Here is a 26506-nt window from a genome sequence, read left to right on the forward strand (position 1 = left end):
TTTATTTGGCTGATTTCAGCAGGGGGAGCGTTATGCAGCATCTGATCAGGCACACCGCCTTGAGCCTGGCACTAGCCACGGCCGGCGGCGTCGGCACGAGCGTCTCGGTACAGGCCGCAGAACAGCAGAAAGTCGCCACTCGGGCCTACGATATCGAGGCTGGCCAACTTGACCAGGTATTGACGCGCTTTGCCGAGCAGTCCGGGTTGCGGTTGATGGTCGTCAGCGAGTGGGTGGAGGGTCAGCAGTCCGACGGGCTCAAGGGAAATTATCCGGTGCAGCAAGGGCTTGATCGGTTGCTGCTGCGCAGCGGCTTGAGCGCTCGGGTCAGTGATGATGTGATCCTGATTGAAAAGACGCCGGCGCAGGGAGGGGCGGTGGAGTTGGGGGCTACCACCATTCAGGGGCAGGGGATGGGGGAGATGACGGAGAGTTCGGGGTCCTATACCACTGGCCTGACGAGTATTGGCTCGAAGACTCCGACCAGCTTGCGACAGACGCCGCAGTCGGTGTCAGTGGTGACTGCGCAAGCGATTCAGGACAGCAGGGCGGTGGACCTGACCGACGCGTTGAAGCTGACGCCAGGGATTACCTTGAAAAAAACCAGTGTACGCACCACCGATTTTTACTCTCGTGGCTTCATGATCCAGAACATCCAGATCGACGGGGCCGCGCCCATGGCCCTGGGTAACTCGGCAGGAAGTTTTTACTCCAACAAAAATTACGACCTAGTGGAGTTCGACCACGTAGAGGTTCTGCGCGGGGCGTCAGGGTTGTTCGGCGGCACTGGGGATCCGGGGGGCATGATCAACCTGGTGCGCAAGCGTCCGTTGGATGCCTATCAGTTGAAGATCGACACTTCGGCAGGTTCCTGGGACAACTACCGTACGCAGTTCGACGTAACGGGCCCTATGGGCTTTGACGGTAAGTTGCGCGGCAGGTTGGTAGCGGCCTACAGCAACAATGGTTCTTTCCAGGATCATGTAAGCGACGAGAAACCAACGGTGTATGGGGTGCTGGAAGCTGACATCCAGCCGGACACCCGCGTGACCTTTGGCGGCCGCTCCGAGCGAATCCATGTGAATGGCTCCGGCATTGGCTTGCCGCGGTACATCACCGGCGATGACCTGGGTTTATCCAGGCGCACCAGTCTTACACAGGGTTGGGCCTATCAGGATGGTCGGTCCCAGGAACTGTTTGCCAAGATTGACCATGAGTTCAACGATGATTGGAAAGTAAACGCGACCTACACCAGGACCCTGGAGTCCGGGCTTTCGAAAAGCGCTTTTGCCAGCAATGGACTCAATCCGATCACGCTCAAGGGTACTAACTGGGGCGGTACCACAACCGCTTATCGCAGCGAACAGGGATCGGCAGATATCAACCTTGCCGGGAAGTTTGATGCGTTCGGTTTACGGCATGAGTTTTTGCTCGGCATGGATCATCAGAAGATCTCCAGCCGGTGGCGCGGTACCGGACAACACGAAGGGGCCGGTGCTGATCTTGACGTGTTTGATCCAGACTCCACACCGTGGCCTCAGCCACCAACCCGCAAGGACTTTTTCCGTGATTACAGTCCCAATGACCAAGTGCAGTATGGGTTGTATTCCACCTTGCGTTTGCAACTCGCCGAACCTCTGCACCTGATTGTCGGTGCCCGTGTCCAACGTGTTAAGTACAGCCAGACGTACAGGGCAAATTGGGATGGGGGCGGGTTTAAGACTGAGTCCGATGTGTCGTCCCGTGAGCCTACCAAGCTCACACCCTATGGCGGTCTGGTCTACGACCTGAATGATGAGTGGTCGACTTACGCAAGTTATTCCGAGCAGTACAGGCCTCAGCAGCTGAAATTACAGGGCCCGGCACCCGGCACGCCACTTGAGGCAATGAAAGGCCGCGCCTATGAGACCGGGTTGAAGGGCGAACTGTTTGGCGGGGTGGTGAATACCAATTTCTCGATTTACTACACCGAGCGGGAAAACGAAGCGGTAGGCGACCTCCGTTATCCATCGACCGATGTGCAGTTCGGTGGCAACTGCTGTTATCTGGCGGAGGGCAAAGTCATCAGTAAGGGCGTCGACATGGAGGTGTCGGGAGAAGTGATGCCTGACTGGATGCTGATCGCTGGCTACACCTATAACAACAACCAGAACCGCAAGGACAATGCTGCGTTCAGCACTATCACCCCCAAGCATATGCTCAAGTTATGGTCCACTTATCGCCTGCCAGGTGCTTTCAATGATGTGAAGCTGGGAGGCGGGGTCAATCTGCAAAGCGCCACTTACGTCAGCGGATCTGCTGGTGTCCTGGATAAAATGGGGAATCCGGTCAAGGATGCCGACGATAAAGACCTGTCCATCCCCTTTGATTACAAACAGTCGGGCTACGCAGTCTGGAACGCCATGGCTGAGTATCGCCTGGACGAGAACTGGACGCTGGCCTACAACCTCAATAACGTATTCGACAAAACCTATTACACGGCTGTTGGGTCTTCCTACTCCGGGAACTGGTACGGCGACCCTCGTAACCACATGCTGACCTTGCGCGGTACCTTCTGGTAAACAAGGTTTGAAATGAAATAGGGACATCGTGAGATGTCCTTTTTTGTTTCTGTTACAAAGTGATTGGGAATCCTTCTAAATTATTTTTATCCCGAACGTTCATTAATGGCTCGATACCGATTCAAGTCAAAACCGTCCCTCTGCAACAGGGAGTGGGGTCCGGACGGTTTAACTCTATTCAGGTCATTCCGCCTCAAGAGTGGAAGACCTTCGACATTAATGACATATCTGGGGCTAAACCAAACAATGAAGCGCGAGAGCAAAAGGTACAGGCAAAAACTCCTCAACACCCCCCTGGCGTCCTGCCGCAGTTGCGTGTCGGTGGCGGTCCTGGGGTTGGCCCTCAGTGTCAGCGGCGGGGTTTTCGCCCAGCCCGTCCAGGTGAATGTGCCTGCCCAGTCCCTGGACAAGGCCCTGACCGAGCTGGGCAAGCAGACCGGCCTGCAAGTGCTGTTCGGGCCGGATATGGTTGCTGGCAAGAAGTCCACCGCTGTCAATGGCAGCCTGGAGCCTGCAGCTGCGCTTGAGGCGCTGCTCAAAGGTGCAGGCCTGAGTTTCCGGATTGAAAACAACACGGTCATCCTCAGTCCTGAAAACGGCGCAACCACAACGCTGGAGTTGGGTACCACCACCATCCAGGGCCAGGGGATGGGGGAGATGACGGAAAACTCCCGTTCGTACACCAGTGGCCTGGTCAGCGCCGGTTCCAAAACTCCCACCAGCCTGAAGGACACGCCGCAGTCCGTGACGGTGATTACCCAACAGCTTCTGGAAGACCGACGTATTGTTGATTTGTCCGACGCGATGCGACGCGCCCCGGGCATCACGGTAAAAAACGCCAACTATCGCCTGCCGCAGTTCATCTCTCGTGGCTTCCGTATCGATAACATCCAGATTGATGGTGCCTCGCCGATGGACATCGGCTCGGGTGTAGGTACGTTCTATGCCAACCAAACCTATGACATGGCCGAGTTTGACCATATCGAAGTGCTAAGGGGCTCGGCGGGCCTGTTTGGTGGTACTGGTGATCCGGGCGGTATCATCAACCTCGTACGCAAACGTCCGCTGGATTTCTTCCAACTCAAGTTCAATACCTCGGCTGGCTCTTGGGACAACTACCGTAGCGAGGTTGATGTAACGGGGCCGATAGCGTTTGACGGCAAGTTGCGGGGGCGTGTCGTGGTGGCCAATACCGACCGCCAGTACTTCATGGACAAGCGCAGTACCGAGAAGCCGTTCATCTACGGGGTGCTGGAGGCGGACGTGACTGACACCGCCAGAGTTACCGTTGGCGGCCGTTACGAGAAGACCCATGAAAATGGCACGGGGGATGGATTGCCTCGATTCAGTACCGGTGAGGATTTGAAGCTCAAGCGCAGCAGTTGGTACACGACCAACTGGGCATATGCGGACATCAGTACCCAGGAGCTGTTCGCCAAGTACGACCAAGAACTGGCGAACGACTGGAAACTCAACGTCTCCTTCACCAATACCCTCAACAAGTCCGATACCAATGGTGTGTTTCTATGGGGCGCTCCGGACCCGGTCACCCTGGAAGGCGCTACCTGGGGAGGGAGTTTCGTCAGAAGTTGGAGCGAGCAGTCGTTGTTTGATACCAACGTGTCCGGAAAATTTACCATGTTCAATCGTGAGCATGAGCTGTTGATCGGCGCAGATGCCCAGAAAGTGACCAGCCGCTGGCGCTCGACGTGGGGCATGGCTGGCTTCTATCCGATCGATGTCTACAATCCGGATGTACCGCCTCTACCGTCTTCCAGTATCGGTAGCGCGCTGGAGCGTGATTACAGCCCCAATACTCGCAAGCAGTATGGCTTGTACTCGACCTTGCGCCTGCAATTGACCGATCCGCTCAAGTTGATTCTCGGTGCCAGGGTCCAGCGCTACAAGTTTGAACAGACCTACAAGAGCGTAAATGACAAGACGGGCGCATGGGACGTTCAGTCCCAGAGCAATCATCGTGAACCAACCAAGTTGGTCCCCTTCGGTGGTTTGGTTTATGCCCTTGATGATGAATGGTCGGCGTACGCCAGCTATTCGGAAATCTTCAAGCCCCAGGCCCAGCAACTACAAGGCCCCAGCAATTCCGGAAAAGTCCTGGAACCCATGGTTGGCAAGACTTACGAAACCGGCATTAAGGGTGAGCTCTACGGCGGAACGCTGAATGTTTCGGCTGCGCTGTTCTATACCAAACGCGAGAAAGAGGCGATTCAAGACCCGCGGTACGCGGCGCAATCAGTCTTGTATGGCGGCAGTTGCTGCTATCTGGCGCAAGGCGAAATCATCAGCAAGGGACTTGAGCTTGAAGCCAGTGGTGAGGTGTTGCCTGGGTGGATGGTGATGGGTGGCTACACCTTGAACCTCACGGACAATCGTACCAAGGACACTTTCCTCACGACCGTTACACCCAAGCATTTGGCGAAGTTGTGGACTGTTTACACACTGCCTGATCGCCTTTCTGACTGGAAAATAGGTGGTGGTGTCAACATCCAGAGCGCCAGCTATGCCAGTGGAACTGCTTATCGGGTTGACGGGAAAAACCCTACCGGCAACTACTACGATGTTTCCCGTGAGACGCCTTTTGACTTCGCTCAAGGCGGCTACGCGGTATGGGATGCCATGGTCGAATACAAAGTCGATGAAAACTGGACCGTCGCCCTCAACGGCAACAATCTGTTCGACCGCAAGTACTTCGAGACCCTGAAGACTTCCGAGTACGGCAACTACTATGGTGAACCGCGCAACTACATGCTGACGGTACGTGGCACGTTCTAGGTTCCCCTCAGGCGTCGCATAAAAAAACCACCTCGATCGAGGTGGTTTTTTGTACCTGTGTCTACCTGATTAGAGCTGGACCAGCCAACGATCTACCGCGCTGTAAATCCCCGCAATGTCCCCAGTGATTCCGGACATACGCAGAAAGTCATGGGTGAGGCCGTTTTGTGTCTGCAAGGTCACTTGGGTGCCTGTGCTCTTCAGGAGCTCTGCATATTCCAGGCCTTCGTCATACAGTGGGTCATATTCGGCCAGGCTGATATAGGCCGGCGCCAGGGCGCTCAGTCCCTTGGCCAGCAAGGGTGAAGTACGCCAGTCGCCACGTTGCTCGGCGTCAGGCGTGTAGTGTCGATAAAACCATTGCAGTGTCTCGCTCTCCAGCAGGAAGCCTTCGGCGTAACGCTGGTGGGAAGGGCGAGTACGCTGGGTATCGGCGACCGGGTAAAACAGCAACTGAGCCTGGGGGATAAGCATCATATTCTCAGGGTGTTGCACGGCGCTGATGGCCAGGACAGTTGCCAGGGTTGCGCCGGCACTGTCGCCAGCGACGGTCACTTGGAATGCGTCCAGATTCAGCTCGGCACCCTGACGGGCGAGCCAGTTTGCGCTGTCTACGGCATCATTCACCGCCGCGGGAAATGGGTGTTCAGGCGCCAGGCGATACGCCGGCGCTAGCACTGCATGACGACCGCTGGCGGCCAGACGTCGGCAGATCGAGTTGTGGGAGTCGAGACTGCCAACCACATAACCGCCGCCATGAAAGTACAGGATCACTGGCAGTACATTTTGCTCTGTACCGGTCTTGCGGTAGAGGCGAGCTGACAGTTGTTGGCCGTCGCGAGTCGGGATCTGCAATGTGCTCACGCTGATGGCGCCGGGCGGGCTGGGGTCGAGAATCTTCGATGTCAGGTCGAACTCGGCACGTGCGGCGTGTGGTGTGAGCTGGTGCATCGGCTGGCTTTTGCCGCTCAGGCGGCCCATCTCGGCCAGTTCCAGAAAACCTTCGAGGTCAGGGTCCAGAGGCATTGCGTGTTCCTTATCAGGTAGTGCCAAACAAAAAGACGCCCCGGACGACAGGTTCGGGGCGGTAGTAGGTTTAACCGGTCACCGCTTCACGTTGCGTCAATTGCTGAAGCAGGCTGTGCAGCAACTGGTTGTTGTTAAGCATCTGGTAATGTCCGGCGACGATTCGCTCGTCCAGCACGCTGCCTGCCAGCGGGTTGGCGAAGTCCGGTGAATTGGCGTCGCAGGCCCACCAGCAACAGGCAGACGCTCGTGTCTGCGGCAGCGTTTTCAGCTCCAGGGACAGGACCTTGAGCTTCATCGCGACCATGAACGTATGGGCTAGCTCCTCGACACTGATATCGCTGAACGCTGACGTGCCGGCGACGTGTTGACGGATATCCGCGATCAGTTGCTCCAACACCGCTTGGGGGCTGTCGGTGGGCAGTTCTATTTCAGGTAGTCGCTCGGTGGCTTGTCCGAAGATCACCGCGAGGAAGCCACGCAAGTCATCGCCCCAATCCAGGTCGGTAGCCGCAGGGGCGGCGGACGGGATAAAGCTGTCGACCAGTCCCAGAAACTCTACTTCCTGGCCCTGCTTTTCCAGTTCCTGAGTCACCAGTACCGCGAGGGTCCCCCCCAGCGACCAGCCAACCAGTTGATAAGGCCCCAAGGCCTGCTTCTGGCGGATGTATTGGGCATAGTCGATAGCCATGGACGCCAGAGACTCATCCTGCCAATCACGGTCGAGCAGCATCCGGCATTGCAGGCCATAGACGCTGCGCTTGCCCTCCAGGCGGCGGGCGAGGGTGTCATAGTCGAACACTGTGCCAAAGCCGGCATGCAGGCAAAATAGCGGTTGGGCGTGGGGCATGCGGCTATTGAGCAGCAACAAAGGATCCAGGTCGGTGGCCGGGGCGAAGCCTGACAGTTCTGCAATGGTTGGCTTGCCGATCATGTCCCGTAGCTTCAGTTCAAGCCCCAGCTCAGGCTGGCTGCGCACTTTGGATAGTACTTTGAGGATGCGCAGCGAATCGCCGCCCAGCTCGAAGAAATTATCGGTCACGCCCACGGTTTCCAACTCCAGCACTTGCTGCCAGATGGTCGCCAAGGCTCGCTCCACGGTATTGCGCGGGGCCACGAATTCGCGGCCCTTGAAGTCAGGATCGGGTAGGGCCTTGCGGTCGATCTTGCCGTTGGGGTTAAGCGGCAATGCTGCCAGGCGGATGATCTGCGCGGGCACCATATAGTCCGGCAAGTCAGCCTGGAGCAGGGCGCGCAAGCGCTCTCCTGGCGCATCATCAGTTGGGGTGACGACATAGCCGATCAGTTGTTTGCTGACGCCGGCCTCACGAGCGATTACCACCGCATCCTGGACCCCCGGAATATCTCGCAACCTGGATTCAATTTCGCCAAGTTCGATGCGGAAACCGCGAATCTTCACCTGGTTATCCAGGCGTCCCAGGTAATCAATCACGCCATCTGGCCGTTGGCGTACCAGATCGCCCGTGCGGTACAGGCGCGAGCCGTTGGCGGAGAATGGATCGAGCACAAACCTTTCGGCCGTAAGCCCAGGACGCCGGTGATAACCACGGGCCACGCCCTCTCCACCGATGTACAACTCACCGGCTACCCCCTCGGGCAAAGGATTGAGGTGTTCGTCGAGGACATAGAGTGAGCGCTCACCAACTCGTGTCCCAATCGGTGCATACACCGCTGCGCAGACCTCATTGACGGCGACTTTCCACAGCAACGGCGTCACCACGGTTTCGGTAGGGCCATAGCCATTGGTCAAATAGGCAGGTTTGAGCGCGTGCTTGACCAGCTCAAAGTTCGCCTCGGCCACCGCATCCCCGCCAAAGCAGTAAATACGCACCGCTGGCGGCGCCTTGCCGCAATCACGGGCGTACTCTGCCAGTTGTTGCAGATAGGCCGGTGGGAAGCAGGCGATGCTGATCTGGTGGGCATGCAAGGCGTGCCAGGTTTCCTCGGGCGTCCACAGTCGGTTTTCCCGCACGACCAGCTGGCCGCCGTGGGCCAAGGTACTAAGCCAGCGCTCCTGGGCCCCGTCGAAGGCAAATGACATGAACAACAGCTCACGGGTGGCGCTATCCATTTCATAGCGTTGACCGATAGCCTGGCAGTGCATACGGATCTGACCGTGACTGACCGCCACGCCCTTGGGTTTGCCGGTAGAGCCGGAGGTGTAGATCAGGTAGGCGAGGTTGTCGGCATCGATCAGCGGTGCCGGGCAACTATCGGACTGCGTTGCCAGTGACAGGGTATCGATCTGGATCAGCGTGGGCGCCCAAGGCTGCTCGAAGCGTTCGCGCAGCGGGCTTTGGGTCAGCAGTACCTCCATGGCCGAGTCTTCGACAATCCACTTCACCCGGTCTTCTGGGTAGTCGATGTCCAGCGGGACGTAAGCGCCGCCGGTCTTCATCACGGCGTAGAAGGCTACAGCTACGTCCACCGAGCGCTCCAGAGCAACGCCAACAAAGCTCTCCGCTCCCACCCCCTGAGCGATCAGGTGATGGGCCAGACGATTGGCGCGTTGCTCAAGTTGACCGTAAGTTAGCCGGTTGTGTTCGCAGACCACGGCCACGGCATGGGGATTGCTGTCGGCATGCTGGCGGATCTGTTGTGCCAGCAGTTGTTGGTCATGGGTTTCGGTCGTCAGTTGATTGCGTTGCTGCAACGTCCGCTGCTCTTCTGCACTCAGCGTAGACAGGCTGCCCAGGGACGCCGTCGGGTCGCCCAGCATGGCCAGCAGCAGGGTTTCAAAGCTACGGCGTATTTGCTCGACGGCCTCGGCGGTGAAGCGGTTGCGCAGGTACATGAACTCGACGGTCAGGCGATTGCCAAGGTTGACCGCCAGGTCCATGGCGAAGGTGGTGACGTCCTGGCTCTGGGTTTCACCGAATCTGAGCTGATCTTGCTCGGCTTCTTGCAGGCGCTCGTCCACCGGGTAGTTTTCGAACACGATGATGCTGTCGAACAGCGCCTGGCCACCTTGGCCGGACCAGCGTTGCACATCGGCCAGTGCTGCGTGTTCGTGATCGCGTACTTCCAGGTTGTAGGTTTGCAGTTCGAGCAGCCATTCGGCCACCGTCTGCTGTGGCTGCGGGGTCTGGGTGATCGGCAAGGTGTTGATAAACAACCCCAGTATCTCGTCCGCGGCCGCAAGACCTGGTGGCCGGCCTGCAACGGTGCTGCCAAAGCACACGCTGTCTTGCCCGGTATAACGTTGTAGCAACAGTAGCCAGGCCGCCTGGATCAGGGTGTTGGGCGTTACGCGCAGGCGCTGCGCCTGATCTTTCAAGCGCAGGGTTTGTTGCGCGTCCCAGTCGAGGTAGATCGCCTGATGACCCTCGTTGTCTTGGTCAGGACGCGCAGACAGACTATTGGCAAGCACGGTAGGGCCATTCAGTCCTTGCAGCTTGTGCTTCCAGAAGGCTTCCAGCGACGCCTGCGGTTGGGCTTGGAGCCATGCAATGTAGTCGCGGTACTTACCGCGTTTGGGGACCTGGGACTTGCCGTTGTAGACCTCGAACACTTCCGCGAGCAGGCGTGAGCTGCTCCAGCCGTCGAGCAGAATGTGGTGGTTGGTCCAAATCAGGTAGAGCTTTTCGGCCGCCAGTTTGACCAGCGTCAGACGCATCAGGGGTGCAGTGAGCAAGTCGAAGCCTTCACGACTGTCGGCGTCGACCTGTTCTTGCAGGTCTTGCGCGGACACTTCCCGCTTCTGCCAGTCAAGAATCCGCAGGGGCAGGACGGCGGTCTTGAACACCAGTTGCAGCGGCTCATTCAGATGGCTGGCGGCCCAGAAGCCGGTGCGCAGGATCTCATGGCGCTCGATAACTGCATTCCAGGCGGCGGCAAAACGCGCGATATCCAGGCCACTGACCGGTACTGCCGTCTGATTGATGTAAGCCGCAGCCTCTGACGCTTCAAGGGTGTGGAACATCATGCCTTGCTGCATCGGCGAGAGTGGATAGATATCCTCGATCTGCCGGACCGGGATGTTCAGCGTATCCAGTTGCGCCTGGCTCAACCTGGCCAACGGAAAGTCAGATGGTGTGGCGCCTTGATGACTGCTTTCGCAGCAGTACTCAATCAGTTGCTCCAGCGCTTGAAGGCAACTGTTGGCGAGGGTCTGGATAACCTCGACAGGGAACACGTCGTGGCTGAAGATCCAGCCCATGCTTAGCTGATTGTTGTAGACCTGGCTGTTCACGGTCAGCCAGTTATCCAGCGGGGCTTGATTGTCCCTTTCAGCACCCTGTGCTTCGCCCGATGGGGAAAACAGCGCACCTTGGGTATTGTCGAAACTGCCATCGAACTGGCCCAGGTAGTTGAAGGTAATACGCGGCATCGGTAATGCGCCCAGGCGTGCCTGAGCCTGAGTGTCGCCCAGGTAGCGTAAAACACCGAAGCCAATGCCTTTGTCGGGAATCGCCCGCAGTTGTTCCTTGACCTGTTTGATGGCGTCGCCAAGGTCGGGGTGTGCGGTCAACTTGATCGGGTACAGGCTGGTGAACCAGCCCACCGTGCGGGTCAGGTCAATGTCATCGAACAGGGCTTCGCGGCCGTGGCTTTCCAGTTGGATCAGTACGTCGTCACGGGTGGTCCATTGGCTGACAGCACGGGTCAGAGCGGTCAGTAGCAGGTCGTTAATCTGCGTGCGGTATGCAGCGGGTGCCACTTGCAGCAACTGTTGGGTCAAGGCTTTGCTCAGTTGGACATTGACGGTCGTCGCCTGGCTGTGCCGCTGGCTGCCTTCAGGGTCCGCCTGGGGCAGATCGTGGCTGGTGGCGTCCAGTTGCTGTTCCCAATAGGTCAGTTCCTGTTGCAGGGCGGCATGCCGACCGTAGGCCTGCAACTTCTCGCCCCAGGTTTTGTAGGCACTGGTCTTCTCCGGTAAAGCGATAGCCTGGCCCGTTTGCAGTTGTCTGTAGGTGCTTTGCAGGTCTTCGAACAGGATGCGCCAGGACACGCCGTCGACCACCAGGTGATGGATCGCCAGCAACAGGCGCTGGCTACCGTCCTTCAGGCTTACCAATACCGCGCGCAGCAACGGCCCTTCTTGCAGGTTAAGGCTGCATTGGGCTTGATCGCCCAAAGATTGCAATTGCGTGGCGTCGTCAATCCGGGTTTGCCATAGCACCGAGGCACTGGTGCGGCGGTATTCGGCGTGCCAGCCATGTTCACCCTGGGTGAAGCGCAGGCGTAGGGCGTCGTGGTGCTGGATCAGGGCGTCTAAGGCCTGTTCCAGCAACTGCGGGTCCAGGACCGTGGCGGGTTTGAGCAGGACTGACTGGTTCCAATGGTGACGGTTGGGGATGTCAGTGTCGAAGAACAGTTGCTGGATCGGCAGCAGTGGTGCCAAGCCTTTGACTGGCCCCTGATCGATGGCGATACGCTGTCCTTGGGTTTTCGCCACGCTGGCCAGGCCCTGGATGGTCTGGTGCTGGAACAGGTCCTTGGGGGTGAAGTGGATGCCGGCCTGCCGCGCGCGACTGACCACCTGGATGGAGATGATCGAATCGCCGCCCAGCTCGAAGAAATTGTCGTTCAGGCCGATTTTTTCCAGCTTGAGCACGTCCTGCCAAATACCGGCGATGCGCTGTTGCAGATCGTTTTGCGGCGCCACGTAAGTGTGCAGCGCTTGGCTGATATCTGGTGCGGGAAGAGCCTTGCGGTCGAGTTTGCCGTTGGGGGTAAGAGGCAGGTTGGCCAGGAACACCCAGTGGCTGGGCACCATGTACTCAGGCAGGCTTTCCTTGAGTTGGCGTTTGAGGGTGTCACGCAGTTGCGCTTGCGCAGGCTCATCGCCAAGTGGGGCTTGGGTGGTGGCATAAGCGACCAATTGCAGGTTGTCGCTGACGGTCAGGGCCAGCACCACGGCTTCGCGAATGCTTTCTTGGGCCAATAGGCGAGCTTCGATTTCGCCCAACTCGATACGAAATCCACGGATCTTTACTTGGTGGTCAATGCGCCCGACGTACGCTATGACGCCATCGTCGCCATAACGGGTCAGGTCACCAGTGCGGTACAACCGCTCACCCGTAGTGGAAAACGGGTTGGGTACATACTTCTCCGCCGTCATGGCCGCGCGCCCGAGATAGCCTCGGCTAATCCCTGCACCGGCCAAGTGCAGTTCGGCAGCCACCCCGGTAGGCACCGGTTGCAGGTCGGCATCGAGCAGATAGCTTTGGGTGTTGTGCAATGGCCGGCCAATGTTGGCCTGGCCGCCGGCCTCGCGGCGAGTCCAGGTGGAGTAGGTGGTGTCTTCGGACGGACCGTAAAGATCGAAGACGTGCTTGATCGTGGCTTGTTGGTAGAGGCTGTCCACCAGCGACTGCTTCAGCGGCTCGCCGGCCAGGTTGATGATGCGCACGCTGTCAGGGATTTGTCCGGCTCGCTGCAGGGCATTGATCGCCGATGGCACGGTATTTATCAGGCGGACCTGTTCCCGGGCCGGCAACTGCGGCAGTTCCAAGGCATTGCGGGCAAGGACGATTGAGCCGCCATTGGCCAGGGTGACAAAGATTTCCCAGACCGACAGGTCGAAGCACACCGACGTGGAGGCCAGTACGCCCTGGATATCCTCGCGGCTATAAACTTGCTGCGACCAATGGATCAGCGCCAGCACATTGCGATGAGCAATCGCCACGCCCTTGGGTTTACCTGTGGAGCCGGAGGTGTAGATCACGTAGGCCAGGTTGTCTGGGGTGACCTGGGTGATGGGAGCGGTCTGCGGGTAGTCAGGCAGTTGATCCATCAGCAACACTTGCGCGCCTGTGTCGGGCAGGTCGGCGAGTAGCCTGGCTTCGGTCAATAGGACCTGAGCCCGGCTGTCTTCCAGCATGTAGGCTATGCGATCGGCAGGGTACTCGGGATCCAGCGGTACGTAGGCGCCACCGGCCTTGAACACGCCGAGCAAGGCTACGATCAGCGCCTCGGAACGTTGCATGGCCACGCCAACCCGAACTTCGGGGCCGACGCCGAGTTCGATCAACTTGTGGGCCAGTTGGTTGGCTCGGGCGTCCAGTTCGCGGTAGCTCAGGGTTGCAAGGCCATGGATCAGGGCCACGTCCTCGGGGCTACGCTCCACTTGTTGTTCGATCCACTGGTGAGTGCAACGCTCACGCGGGTAGGGGGAGGTGGTGTTATTCCAATCGCGCAAGATCTGTTGCTGTTCAGCCCCGCTAAGTAACGACAGGCTTGCAATAGGCAAGTGTGGCGTGGCGATGCAGCGTTCGAGCAGGTTCAGCCAATGCTGCCCGAGGCGTTCAATGGTGTTCGCCTCAAACAGGTCGCTGGCATAGTTCAGGGTTGCCGAAAGCCCTAGCGTCGATTCGAAGGTATTGAGGGTCAGGTCAAATTGCGCGGTGCGACTGCCCCATGTCATACCTTCGATGTGCAACGAGGACGGCGAAAATCCTTGAGTGGCTGCAGTGTCCTGATGCTCACTGAGGTGGTTGTACATCACTTGGAACAGCGGGTTGACGCTCAGGTTGCGCTCAGGTTGCAGGGCCTCGACCAGTTGCTCGAAGGGCAAGTCCTGATGGGCCTGGGCATCCAGTGCGGTTTGCTTGACCTGGGCCAGCAGGTCGCTGAAGGACAGCGGTTCATCGAACCGCGCCCTGAGCACTTGAGTGTTGACGAAGAAGCCTAGTAAACGCTCGGTTTCAACCCGATTGCGGTTGGCTACAGGCACACCCACACGAATGTCTGTCTGGCGACTGTAGCGGTGCAGCAGAGCCTGGAACGAAGCGAGCAACAGCATGAACAAGGTCACGCTGTGTTGCTGGGCAAGCTGCTTGAGCTTCTGCTCCAGCGCTGCTGGAAGCGTGACCTTGATGTTCGCGCCCCGGAAGCTCTGCACCGCAGGTCTTGGATGATCGGAGGGCAACTCCAGGACCGGTTGGTCGCCGCCCAATTGGTCTTTCCAATAGTTCAGTTGGCGCTCACTTTCCCCAGCTTCCATCCAGTGCCGCTGCCAGATGGCGTAGTCGGCATACTGGATTGCCAGCTCAGGTAAAGCGCTTGGCAGACCCTGCTGGAAGGCGCAGTACAGAGCGATCAACTCTTTGACCATCACCTGCATCGACCAGTCATCGGAGACGATATGGTGCTGGGTCAGCACCAGCACATGATCGTCGTCGCCCAATTGCCGCAACGCGACACGCAGCAGCGGGCCTTCCAGCAAGTCAAATGGTTGGTAAGCCTGGGCCTGGATAAACGCCTTGATCGTTGTTGCGTCGAATGCCTTGACGGTGCTTTGTTGAATCTGCAGCGGCATGTGCAGATGAATAACCTGCAGGGGGCGCTCTTCGCCAGAGGCAAATGTAGTACGCAGCGTCTGGTGGCGGGCGATCAAGGCATTGAAGCTTTGTTCCAATACAGCAACGTCGAGCGGGCCCTTGAGGCGCAGGGCTGTGGGAATGTTATAGGCAGCGCTGTCGGGGTCCAGTTGCCAGAGCACCCACTGGCGTTCCTGAGCGAAAGACAGGGGGATTGATTCGAAGGCCGATTGCACTTCGGGGATCGGTAGGTTGGCGGGAGAAACGCCTTCCTCCAACATTTTTTCCAGGTACAGCTTGCGCTTTTCCAGGGGCAGAGTGATGAACCTCCGGGCAATGCGGGCGGCGACAGCCTTATCCATCAGAACTCCTCCATTTCATCGAGCAGGGCTTCGAGCTTGTCCAGCTTCTGCGCGCTGACAGGTCCGGCCTGCTGCTCAAGCTGGGCGCAAAACGCGCCCAGGGTCGGGTGTTGGAACATCAACTGTGGCGTCAACTGCATGCCCAGCTCCAGTTGCAGGCGCGAGACCACACTTACGACCAGCAGCGAATGTCCACCCAGTTCAAAGAAGTGATCTTCAAGACCAATGGGCTCGATTTTCAGTACGTCCTGCCAGATCGCTGCTATTTGCTGTTGCAAAGGGCTATTGGGTGCGACATAGATTTTTTGTACCTGGCTAGCGTCAGGTTTTGGCAGCGCCTTGCGCTCCAGTTTTCCGTTCGGACTCAACGGCAATTGATCGAGAAAAAGCCAATGCGCGGGCACCATATAGTCCGGTAGATGCGCCTTGAGACGAGTCTTGAGGATGTCTCGCAGGGCCGTGACGTCGCTGTCCGAAGTGGGAACGATGTAGCCGACCAACTGCAAGCCGGTGGCGGTATCAACAGCCAGCACGGCCGCTTCATGCACTTCGTTTTGCGCCAGCAACTGTGCCTCGATTTCACCCAGTTCGATGCGCAAACCGCGAATTTTCACTTGATGGTCGATACGCCCGACGTACTCGATAACCCCATCAGGACGCTGGCGCGCCAGGTCGCCGGTACGGTAAAGGCGTTCGCCTTTGGCATAGGGGCTTGCTACAAAGCGTTCGGCAGTCAGCGTCGGTCGTTGGTGGTAACCCCGGGCAAGACCTTCGCCACCGAGGTACAGCTCGCCGATCACTCCAGGCGGCACAAGCGCCAGCTCTGCGTTGAGAACCCACGTGCTGAGGTTGGCGATGGGTTGGCCGATCGGTACGCTGCTGCGAGCCTCTTCACGACAGGTCCAATGGGTCACGTCGATGGCCGCTTCGGTTGGGCCGTAGAGGTTATACAGCCTCGCGTTCGGCAGTTTGGCGAACACCTGCCGCTGGGCATCGACTGACAATGCCTCGCCGCTGCACACGATACGTTGCAACCCGCTGCATCGGGACACCTGTGTATCTGCCAGGAACACTTGAAGCATCGACGGCACGAAGTGCACGGTGGTGACATGGTGTTGATTGATCAACTCGACCAGTCGGGCCGGGTCACGATGGTCGCCAGGTTTGGCAATCGCCAAGCGAGCGCCGGTCATCAGCGGCCAGAAAAACTCCCAGACTGACACGTCAAAGCTGAATGGGGTTTTTTGCAGCACCGTATCTTGCGTCGTGAGGCCATACGCCTGTTGCATCCAGCACAGACGGTTGACCAGTGCGCAATGCCGGTTGGCTGCACCTTTGGGCTTGCCTGTCGAGCCGGAGGTGTAGATCACATAGGCCAGGTTTTGCGGGTCAAGGCAAACCTCGGGATTGTTGCTGGCATACGTGTCCGGAGCCGGTTCATCCAGGCACAGTGTGCGAACGTTTGCAGGGACTGGCAGGGTATCAAGTACGGCCCGCTGGCTGAGCAACAAGGTAATGTTGCTGTCCTGCATCATGTAGGCCAGGCGGTCGCTTGGATATTCAGGATCCAGTGGCACATAGGCGCCGCCAGCCTTGAGGATGGCCAGCAGGCCAACGACCATTTCCAGGCTGCGGTCGAGCGCAATGCCCACCAGTCCGTCCGGACCTACGCCATGGTCGATCAGGCGATGTGCCAACGCGTTGGCCTGCTGGTTGAGCTGGGTATAGGTCAGTCGCTGCTCGCCGAAAATCAGCGCTATCGCGTCGGGAGCACGCTCGACTTGCTGTTCGATCCAATGGTGAATACAACGCTCAAGGGGATAGGCCTGAGCGGTATGGTTCCAGCCCAATAGACCCTGCTGCTCCGCCTCGCTGAGTAAAGATAGGCTGTCGATTGGCTGCTGCGGCGCTGCAATACAGCGCTCCAGCAGGTTCAGCCAATGTTTCCCAAGGCGGTCAATAGTGCTGGCGTCAAACAGGTCGGTGGCGTAGTTCAGCGTTGCAGACAGCCCCTGTGCTGATTCAAAGGTATTGAGGGTCAGGTCGAATTGCGCAGTATGGTGCTCCCTGCTCAGGCTCTCGACCTGTAAGACCGAAGGCGATGAGGGTCGATCGGCAGCCGCGTTCTGGTGTTCGCTGAGGTGGTTGAACATCACCTGGAACAACGGGTTGAGGCTCAGGTTGCGTTCCGGCTGCAGGGCTTCGACCAGTTGCTCGAAAGGCAGGTCCTGGTGGGCTTGGGCCTCTAGCGCGGTTTGCTTGACCTGCGCCAACAGTTCGCTGAAGGACAGCGGTTCATCGAAGCGCGCTCTGAGCACTTGGGTGTTAACAAAAAAGCCCAGCAGACGCTCGGTTTCTACCCGGTTACGATTGGCCACGGGCACGCCGACACGAATGTCGGCCTGGCGGCTGTAATGGTGCAAAAGTGCCTGGAACGAGGTGAGCAGCAGCATGAACAGCGTCACATTGCTCTGCTGGGCAAGCTGCTTGAGTTTTTGTGCCAGCGCCGGGGGAACCGTGACCGTGATGTTCGCCCCACGGTAGCTTTGCACGGCAGGTCGCGAACGATCAGTGGGTAACTCCAGGACCGGTTGTTCGCCGCCCAGTTGGCCCTTCCAGTAAGCCAGCTGGCGTTCACTTTCCCCTGCCTCCATCCAGCGGCGCTGCCAGATCGAGTAGTCGGTGTATTGAATCGGCAGTGCTTCCAGCTCGACGGACAGACCCTGGGAATAGGCACCGTATAGCTGCACCAACTCCTGGACCATCATGTGCATCGACCAGTCATCCGAGACGATATGGTGTTGGACCAGCAGTAGCACATGATCGTCGTCGGCCATGCGCAGCAATTTCACCCGCAGCAACTGATCGTTGCGCAAGTCGAACGGTTGACGGCTATGGTGCTCGACGAAGTCCTTGATGAAGCCATCAGTGGCGTCATTTTCGCTCGTGACCTCGAGGATCAGGCCACTGCGGGGCTCGATCACCTGCATCACGCCTTGTGGCTCTTCGACAAACCGGGTGCGCAGGCTCTGGTGCCGCTCGATCAGCGTATCGAAACTGCGTTGTAGCGCATCGATATCCAGCGGCCCGCGCAGGCGTAACGCCGTCGGCAGGTTATAGGCGGCGCTGGCCGGGTCCAGCAACCACAGAAACCACTGACGCTCCTGGGCAAATGACAAGGGTATGTGCGCGAACGCATGTCGGGTTTGTGGTATCGGCAAGCGCGACAAGCTCATACCCTTGGCGCTCATTTGCTCATAAAGGGTTCTGCGCTGGGTAACTGGCAACTTGATAAAACGATCAATCAAGTCGTTCAGGGCATTGGCTTGCATTTATTGGGTCTCCAGCACATCGAGCAGATCAAACAGATCATTCAATGAGTCATCAGGGGTTTGTTCGCCAGCGGGCTCGATGCGGCGTGCGTAGTCTTCCAGCGAGGCACTTTCGAAAATCGCCGCCAGTGGCACCTCGATCCCCAGGTTCAAATGCACGCGGGAGGTCACTTGTGTGGCCAGCAACGAGTTGCCGCCAAGGGCAAAGAAGTTGTCATCCAGGCCAATGCGCTGGGTCTTCAGCACGGCGCGCCAGATAGCGGCAATGTCGCTTTGCAAACCGCTTTGGGGTTCGCGGTGTTCCTGGGCTGCGCTTTGCACGTCTACTGCAGCCAGGGCCTTGCGGTCGAGCTTGCCGTTGGGGTTGCGCGGCATTTGCTCCAACAGGTGCACCTGGGCGGGAATCATGTAGGCCGGCAGGCGCGCCTTGAGGAACGCCCGCAGGGCATCGATACCCGAGTGATCGTGGCCTTCTTCCAGGGTCAGGTAGGCAATCAACTGCTTGCCCAGAGGGTTCTCGCCGACCAGTACTGCCGCTTCTCGAACCCCAGGGAACAGCGCGATTTGCGCCTCGATTTCCCCTAGTTCGATGCGGAAACCATGGATTTTCACTTGCTGGTCGACACGTCCCAGGTACTCCAGGGCGGCGTCCTCCTTGCGCCGGCGGGCCAAGTCCCCGCTCTTGTACAGACGCTCGCCCGGTACCAGGGCAAACGGGTTGGGCACAAAGCTGGTAGCGGTGCGCACCGGGTCGCCACAGTAACCGCGCCCGACGCCGACGCCGGCGATACAGATTTCACCTGTGGCGCCAGTGGGGATTGGCGCCAGGTCGTCGTCCAGCACATACAGGCGATTGTTGTCGGTTGGGTAACCGATCGGGATGTAGGTGCGTTGAGTCGAGGCCGGGTCAATGTCGTAGAACGCCACATCGTCAGAACACTCGGCCGGGCCGTAGGCGTTGATCAGCTTGATCTGCGGGTAACGTGCCAGCCAGTCGGCGGCGGTTTCTGCCGGTAGCGCTTCGCCCGTCGGCAGCAGCCAGCGCAGGTCGGGAAGGTCGCTGTGTTGCTCGCTCAGTAGCGCCTGGATCAGCGCCGGGACAATTTCCAGCACGGTGATGCGTTGTTCTTCAACGTGCTTGAGCAGAGCCTGGGGATCCTTCGAAATATCATCGGCAAAAATACACACCCTGGCGCCGCACAGCAGCGCGGTGAGGAACTGCCAGACAGAAATATCGAACGACTGGGACGCCGTCTGCGCAATGATGTCCTGCTCTGTCAATTGCAAGTAAGGCACTTTGCTCAGTTGGTTATTGAGCATGCCGGCCTGTTCCACCATGACCCCTTTGGGTTGCCCGGTAGAGCCCGAGGTGAAAATCACATAGGCAAGGTTGTTCGGGCCGCTGTAGCGCCCAGGGCGTTGCTGGTTGGCGTGTTCGGGTGGCAGATCTTCCCAGACCAGCAGGCCTACGGTGTGACCGGGAGTGCTGGCGGCCAGCTCGGCAAGCAGCGTTTGCGCCTGTCCACGGTACTTGGCCGTGCAGACCAGCAGCGGTGTCTTGCTCAAACGCAGGATGTTCTTGAGCCGTTCGCCTGGGTGGCTAGGATCCAGCGGCAGGTAGCCGGCACCGGCCTTGAAGGTCCCGACAATCATGGCCAACAGTTCCAGGTCGCGATCGGCCAGCAGCGCCACGGTCTGATCCAGGCCCACGCCACGCTCGATCAAGCGGTGGCCGAGGCTGTTGGCGTGGTGGTCAAGTTGCTCGTAGGTCCAACTGCGGTCGTGGCACACGGCTGCCACACGTTGTGGGCCGGCATCGACCTGTTGCTCGAACTGTTCGACGAACGAGCGCTGCAGGTCGTGGGGAACCTGCGATTGGTTGTGTTCAAGTACCCAGTCGCCCTGGCGTGCCGGATCAAGCAGCGTGATCTGGGCCAACGGCTGGTGCAGGTGATGACGCAGGGCGACCAACCATTGCTTGAACTCCTCCAGCAGGCTGTCCATGGTCGAGCGTTCAAAGAAGCGCGTGTCGTAGGACAGATGCAGGCCAACCTTGTCGCTCGGGTACACCACCACGGTCACCGGGTAGTTGGTGTGGGTCCTCGAGGACTCGGAGATCACCCCCATGTCCTGAGCATCCTGGCCGACGGAGTCCTCCATCGGCGCGTTTTCGTAGACGAACAGGCTGTTGAAAAGCGGCTGGCCTTTGAGAATCTCGCTGCACTCCTGAATGTTGACCAGAGGCAGGTAGTCATATTCACGCAGCGACACGTTCTTGTGCAGGATGCTTTGCAGCCAGGCAAGGGTGCTGAGTTGACTGTCCGGGGTGGGGATAGCGACCCGCAACGGTACGCTGTTGATAAACAGTCCCACCGTATTTTGCATCTCGGGAATATGCGCTGGGCGTCCGGAGACGGTGACGCCAAATACCACGTCTCGCGAGCGACTGTGGTTATGCAGGGTCAAGGCCCATGCCGCCTGGACGAAGGTGTTGAGGGTGAGGTGGTAGCGCGTGGCGGCTTCTTGCAGCGCGGTACTGTCTTCCTGGCTGAGCCAGGTGTAATTGTCGCCAATCACCGACACCGAGTGCGCAGCCACTTGCAGATGATCTACCGGCAGTGATGTGGTGTGCTCCAGGCCCGCCAGTTGGTCTTGCCAGAACGTCGTGGCGGCAGTGCGATCCTGTTGCTGCAACCACTGGATAAAGTCGCGGAAGCGGTAAGGCGTGGCTAGCTCGCAGGGTTTGCCTGCCAACATGGCGTGGTAGATCTCGAAGAAGTCCGACATCAGCAACGAGCGGCACCAGGCATCCAGCAGGATATGGTGGTTACTCATGACAAACCGGTGGGACCGGTCGGCCAGCAGGATCAGCTTGAAGCGGATCGGCGGCTGCAAGGCGAGATCGAAGCCGGCTTCCCGTTCTACCTTGAGTAGGTGTTCGATTTGCGCTTGCACCCGGTCCATTGGCACATGGCTCAAGTCCAGCCGTTCGACCTGCACGCTGCTGTTTTTGTGGATGACTTGCAGCAGCGTGCCGCCGGTATTCCACAGGAATGACGCCCGAATCGCTTCATAGCGCTGCACCACTTGCTGCCAGGCCGCCTCGAAGCGTGGATAGTCCAGCGTTTCCTTGATGGTGTAGCACTCTTGCATGAAGTAAATGCCGGAGTTTTTTTCCAGCAACGTGTGCACCAGCAAGCCTTCTTGCATGGGCGACAACGGGTAGATGTCTTCGATCTGCTGGACCGGGATGCTCAGCGTGTCCAGTTGTGCCTGGCTCAGCCCGGCCAATGGGAAGTCGGAGGGGGTTGCACCCTGATGATGGGTGTCGCAGCAGTAGGCGATCAACTGCTCGAGCGCGTGCAGGCAACTGTTGGCGAGGTTCTCGATAGCCTCGACCGGGAAGACTTCGTGGCTGAAGGTCCAGCCCATGCTCAGTTGGTTGTCATAGACCTGGCTATTGATGGTCAGCCAGTTACCCAAAGGCGTCTCGCTGCTTTTTTCGGCACCACGCTCCTCGCCCGTAGGGACAAACAGCGCGCCTTCGGCACTGTCGAAACTACCGTCGAATTGGCCCAGGTAGTTAAAGGTAATGCGCGGCACGGGCAATGCGCTGAGGCGTTCCCGAGTCTGAGCGTCACCCAGATAGCGTAGAACGCCAAATCCAATGCCTTTGTCAGGGATGGCCCGTAGTTGCTCCTTGACCTGTTTGATGGCTTCGCCCAAATCCTGACGGGCGCTCAACTTGACCGGGTACAGACTGGTGAACCAGCCGACGGTGCGAGTCAGGTCGATATCATCGAACAGGGTTTCGCGGCCATGGCTTTCCAGTTGGATCAAGACGTTGTCGCACGCGGTCCATTGGCTGACCGCACGGGTGAGGGCAGTCAGCAGCAAATCATTGATTTGTGTGCGATAGGCCGCAGGCGCGACTTGCAGAAGTTGTTGGGTCAGGCTTTTGCTGAGTTGGATATCGACAGTCCTCGCCTGGCTTTGCCGCTGGCTGCCTGTGGGGTTTGCTTGCGGCAGGTTGGGGCTGGCGTCCTCTAGTTGTTGCTCCCAGTACGCCAGTTCCTGTTGCAACTCAACCCTGTGCCCATACCCCCGCAACGCCTCACCCCAGGTCTTGTAGGCACTGGTCTTCTCTGGCAATTCAATCGCCTGACCCGCCTGCACCTGCCGGTACACCGTCTGCAAATCATCAAACAGAATCCGCCACGACACGCCATCCACTACCAGGTGATGGATAGCCAGCAGCAGGCGCTGGCTACCGTCGCCCAGGTTGACCAGCACTGCCCTTAGCAGCGGCCCGTCTTGCAGGTTGAGACTGCGTTGGGCTTCGTCGCCCAAAGATTGCAACTGTGTGGCGTCGTCGATGCGGGTTTGCCACAGCACCGACGCAGTCTGCGGGCGGTATTCAGCGTTCCAGCCAGAGTCGGCCTGGGTGAAGCGCAGGCGCAATGCGTCGTGGTGCTGGATCAGGGCGTTGAGGGTCTGTTCCAGTAGGTGCGGGTCCAGGGTTGTGGCGGGTTTGAGCAGCACTGATTGGTTCCAGTGGTGACGCTCGGGGATGTCGGTGTCGAAGAACAGGTGTTGGATCGGTAGCAGCGGTGCCAGACCCGTGACCGGGCCCTGGTCGATCGCCAGGCCCTGGCCCTGGTTTTTCGCCACGCTGGCCAGGCCCTGGATGGTCTGGTGCTGGAACAGGTCCTTGGGGGTGAAGTGGATGCCGGCCTGGCGTGCGCGGCTGACGACCTGGATGGAGATGATCGAGTCGCCGCCCAGTTCGAAGAAGTTGTCGTTCAGGCCGATCTTGTCCAGTTTGAGCACGTCTTGCCAGATGCTCGCGATGCGCTGTTGCACTTCGTTTTGCGGGGCTACGTAGGCGTGCAGGGCATGGCTGGCATCGGGGGCGGGCAGGGCCTTGCGGTCGAGTTTACCGTTGGGGGTCAGGGGCAGTTGCGCGAGGATCAGCAGGTGGCCGGGGACCATGTAGTCCGGCAGGTGTTCGCCAAGGTGGGCCTTGAGGGTTTCGCGCAAGGCGTCCTGGTGGGTGATCTCGGTTGCGGGTTCTGTCGGTACCACATAGCCCACCAACTGCGCGCCGCTCGGGGTCGGGTGGGCGATGACGACGGCTTCGCGCACAGCCTGGTGTTGCAGCAGTTGCGCTTCAATTTCCCCCAGTTCGATGCGCAAACCGCGGATTTTGATTTGGTGGTCGATGCGCCCGATGTACTCGATGACCCCATCGGCGCTGTAGCGGGTCAGGTCGCCGCTGCGATACAGACGCGCGCCATTGCCGGCAAACGGGTCGGGAATAAAGCGTTCGGCGGTCAGTCCCGGGCGTTGGTGGTAGCCCTGCGCCAGGGAGTCGCCGCCGATCAGCAGCTCGGCGTGGGTGCCCACCGGGCACAGCTGCAGATCGTGGTCGAGCAGGTAGGTGCGCACGTTGGCGATGGGGCGGCCGATAGGGGCGATGGCGCCCTCTGGCAGGCTGTCGACATCAAACAACGTCGTGTCGATGGTCGCTTCGGTTGGGCCGTAGAGGTTGCACAGGCGGCCGTTCCAGCGTTCGCGCAATTGGGCGACCAGCGAGGTACCCAGGGCTTCGCCGCCGAGCAGCAGCAAGCGCAGGGATTGCATCTGCGCGCCCTGTTCATCGGCGAGCAAGGCTTGCAGTAGCGAAGGGGCCATTTGCAACACGCTGATGCGCTGGGCGGCCACTTGCGACCAGAGCATCGACAGGTCTGCGGACAGCTCGCTGGACGCCAGGACCAGCTGCGCACCGTTGAGCAATGGCAGCCAGAATTCCCACACCGAGGCGTCGAAGCTGAACGCGGTTTTTTGCAAGACTCGGTCCGCAGCGCTCAGGCCCAATTCGCCCTGCATCCACAGCATATGGTTGCTCAAGGCGCCATGGCGCACTTGCACGCCCTTGGGCTGCCCGGTGGAGCCGGAGGTGTAGATCATGTACGCCAGGTGATCGGCGCTGACGGTGACCTGTGGGTTGGCGCTGTCATAGCCTTCCAGCCAGTCGCTGTCCTGGTCCAGGTTCAGGGACGCCAGGCGGTCTGGGACGGGCAGCGCCAGGCTGCTTTGGGTCAGCAGCAGGCCGATGCCGCTGTCATTGATCATGTAGGCCAGGCGGTCGGCGGGGTAGGCCGGGTCCAGCGGGACATAGGCGCCACCGGCCTTGAGCACGGCCAGCAGGGCGATCACCATTTCCAGGCTGCGTTCCAGGCCAATGCCCACGCAGGTATTGGGGCCGACGCCTAGTTCCAGCAGCTTATGGGCCAGTTGGTTGGCGCGGCGATTGAGCTGCTCCAGGGTCAGTTGCTGCTCGCCGAACTCCACGGCAACGGCATGGGGTAGGCGTTCGGCTTGGTCCGCGAACAAGACATGCACCGGTGCGGCGTTGGGGTAATGGACCGCCGTGGCATTCCACTGCGTCAACTGCTGCCTACGTTCCTCGGCGCTGAGCATCGGCAGTTCGCCGATCCGTGCCTGGGGCTGCTCGACCATGGCCTGCAACAGGTTCTGGAAGTGCCCGGCCAGAGTGGCGATGGTCGCCGGGCTGAAGCAACTGGCGTCGTATTCAAAATGCGCAGTGATCTGCTGCTGGCTGTATTCCACATCCAGCGACAGGTCGAACTTGGCCTGTAGCGGGTGGCTGTCCATAAAACTCAGCTGCAGTGGACCCAGCTGCAAGGCCGCTTCCTGCGCGGCGCCGACACGCCAGTTGAACAGGGTCTGGAACAGCGGGTTGGCCTGGGGGCTGCGTTGCAGGTGCAGGTCTTCGAGGATCAGCTCAATGGGGTAGTCGGCATGTTCCAGGGCCGCGAGGGATTGTTGGCGCAGGCCCTGGAGGAACGCGCTGCAGGTTTGTTCGGGCGCCAGTCGTGCGCGATACACCTGGCTGCTGACAAAAAAGCCCACCAGGTCCTGGATCTGCGCCTGGTTGCGGGTGGCGTTGGGCACGCCGACGGTGAAGTCGACCTGGCCGCTGTAGCGCCCCAGCAGCAACTGCCAGGCCCCCAGGAGCACTACGAAAGGCGTCAGGCCCTGTTGCTGGCAAAAGGTCTGCAGGCGCTCGCTCAAGTCGGCGGGCAGCGCGTGCCCATGATGGCCGGCGCCCGCCTGATTTTCCAGGCGCTCGCGGGGCAGCTCCAGGGTGGGGATCTCGTCGCCCAGGCAGGCTTTCCAATACTCGGCGGCTGCGCTGTGTTGCGGCGTCAGCGGATAGTCTTGGCGCTGCCACTGGGCGTAGTCGGCGTACTGGATGGCCGGCCGCGGCAGGGTCTGGCCCGGTTCGCGCAGGGCGCTGGCCAGGTCCTGGATCAGGATCGGATTGGACCACGCGTCCGAGACGATGTGATGCATGTTGAGCAACAGCACGTAGTCCTGCTCGGCCTGTTTGAGCAGGGTGCTGCGAATCAGCGGCGCCTGGCGCAGGTCGAAGGGGTGGGTGGCGTGCTGGCGGATGCGCTGTTGCAGTTGCAGGTCGCGCTGCTGGCTATCCAGGGGGCTCAAGTCCTCTTCCAGCAGGGTCAGCCGCGCTCCAGGTTCGATGACTTGCAGGGGCGTGCCGTCGGTATCGCGAAAGGCGGTGCGCAGGATGTCGTGGCGATCGATCACCCGGTTCAGGGCCGCTTCCAGGGCGCGTGCGTCCACCGGGCCCTTGAGGGCAATGGCCCGTGGCAGGTTGTAGGCATGGCTCTGGGGATCGAATTGTTGCAGGAACCACAGGCGCTGCTGGGCGAACGACAGCGGTACCGGGTCATGCCCGGCGAGGCTCTGGATGGACTGCCCGACGCCTGCTTCATCGGCCAGCAACAGGGCCAGCAGGTCGTCGTCGGGAAGTTGGTTCAATGGGGTCATGATCGATCTCGTCGCCGTCGGCAGAGGAAATAAGCTGTGTCAGGAAGACGAAGTTCGATCGATGAGATTTAGGCGCAATGGCCTGTGGCTAGGGCGCTGGTCTGTGGTGGCGGGAGCTTGTCTGTGGTGATGGGAACTTGTCTGTGGTGGCTGGAGCTTGTTTGTGGCGAGCGGGCTTGCCCCGCGCTGGGCTGCGTAGCAGCCCCAAAACCAGCCTCCTCGGTTTACCTGGCAGAACTCAGTGAGTTTTTTGGGGCTGCTTCGAAGAC

General features: G+C 59.5%; 6 protein-coding genes. 2 read left to right on the forward strand and 4 right to left on the reverse strand.

Translation table 11 applies throughout. From position 1 onward, the window contains the following. The first annotated feature begins 32 nt into the window (after positions 1-32). Positions 33-2561 carry a TonB-dependent siderophore receptor gene (locus tag HBO09_RS24625; RefSeq protein WP_169997536.1) on the forward strand — a complete coding sequence of 843 codons (2529 nt, stop codon included), beginning with the start codon at positions 33-35 and terminating at the stop codon, positions 2559-2561. A 315-nt stretch (positions 2562-2876) separates the two neighbouring features. Beyond that, positions 2877-5354, forward strand: a complete 2478-nt coding sequence (locus tag HBO09_RS24630; protein ID WP_346266443.1) for a TonB-dependent siderophore receptor — start codon at positions 2877-2879, stop codon at positions 5352-5354. 69 nt (positions 5355-5423) lie between these two features. On the opposite strand, the gene HBO09_RS24635 is transcribed toward HBO09_RS24630, so the two are convergent. The 4 genes from HBO09_RS24635 to HBO09_RS24650 form a co-directional block, all read right to left on the reverse strand. Beyond that, positions 5424-6380, reverse strand: coding sequence for an alpha/beta hydrolase (locus HBO09_RS24635; protein WP_169997532.1), 957 nt, complete (start codon positions 6378-6380; stop codon positions 5424-5426). 70 nt (positions 6381-6450) lie between these two features. After that, complete coding sequence (locus HBO09_RS24640) at positions 6451-15027, reverse strand: non-ribosomal peptide synthetase (protein ID WP_169997530.1); 8577 nt, start codon at positions 15025-15027, stop codon at positions 6451-6453. Continuing rightward, positions 15027-18359 carry a non-ribosomal peptide synthetase gene (locus tag HBO09_RS24645; protein ID WP_169997528.1) on the reverse strand — a complete coding sequence of 1111 codons (3333 nt, stop codon included), beginning with the start codon at positions 18357-18359 and terminating at the stop codon, positions 15027-15029. Before HBO09_RS24645 ends, HBO09_RS24640 begins: the two co-directional genes overlap by 1 nt. Further along, the gene (locus tag HBO09_RS24650; RefSeq protein ID WP_169997526.1) at positions 18360-26237 is read right to left on the reverse strand and encodes a non-ribosomal peptide synthetase; all 7878 of its coding nucleotides are present in this window, start codon (positions 26235-26237) and stop codon (positions 18360-18362) included. Between the last annotated feature and the right edge of the window lie 269 nt (positions 26238-26506).

Origin of the sequence: Pseudomonas sp. WS 5027 (genome assembly GCF_012985695.1) — a bacterium.
GTDB lineage: Bacteria > Pseudomonadota > Gammaproteobacteria > Pseudomonadales > Pseudomonadaceae > Aquipseudomonas > Aquipseudomonas hygromyciniae.

Bases quoted from the DNA above. Each gene is read 5' to 3' on its own strand.
- HBO09_RS24640 (WP_169997530.1), bottom strand. From the start codon at position 15,027: ATGGATAAGGCTGTCGCCGCCCGCATTGCCCGGAGGTTCATCACTCTG.
- HBO09_RS24625 (WP_169997536.1), top strand. From the start codon at position 33: ATGCAGCATCTGATCAGGCACACCGCCTTGAGCCTGGCACTAGCCACG.
- HBO09_RS24650 (WP_169997526.1), bottom strand. From the start codon at position 26,237: ATGACCCCATTGAACCAACTTCCCGACGACGACCTGCTGGCCCTGTTG.
- HBO09_RS24645 (WP_169997528.1), bottom strand. From the start codon at position 18,359: ATGCAAGCCAATGCCCTGAACGACTTGATTGATCGTTTTATCAAGTTG.
- HBO09_RS24635 (WP_169997532.1), bottom strand. From the start codon at position 6,380: ATGCCTCTGGACCCTGACCTCGAAGGTTTTCTGGAACTGGCCGAGATG.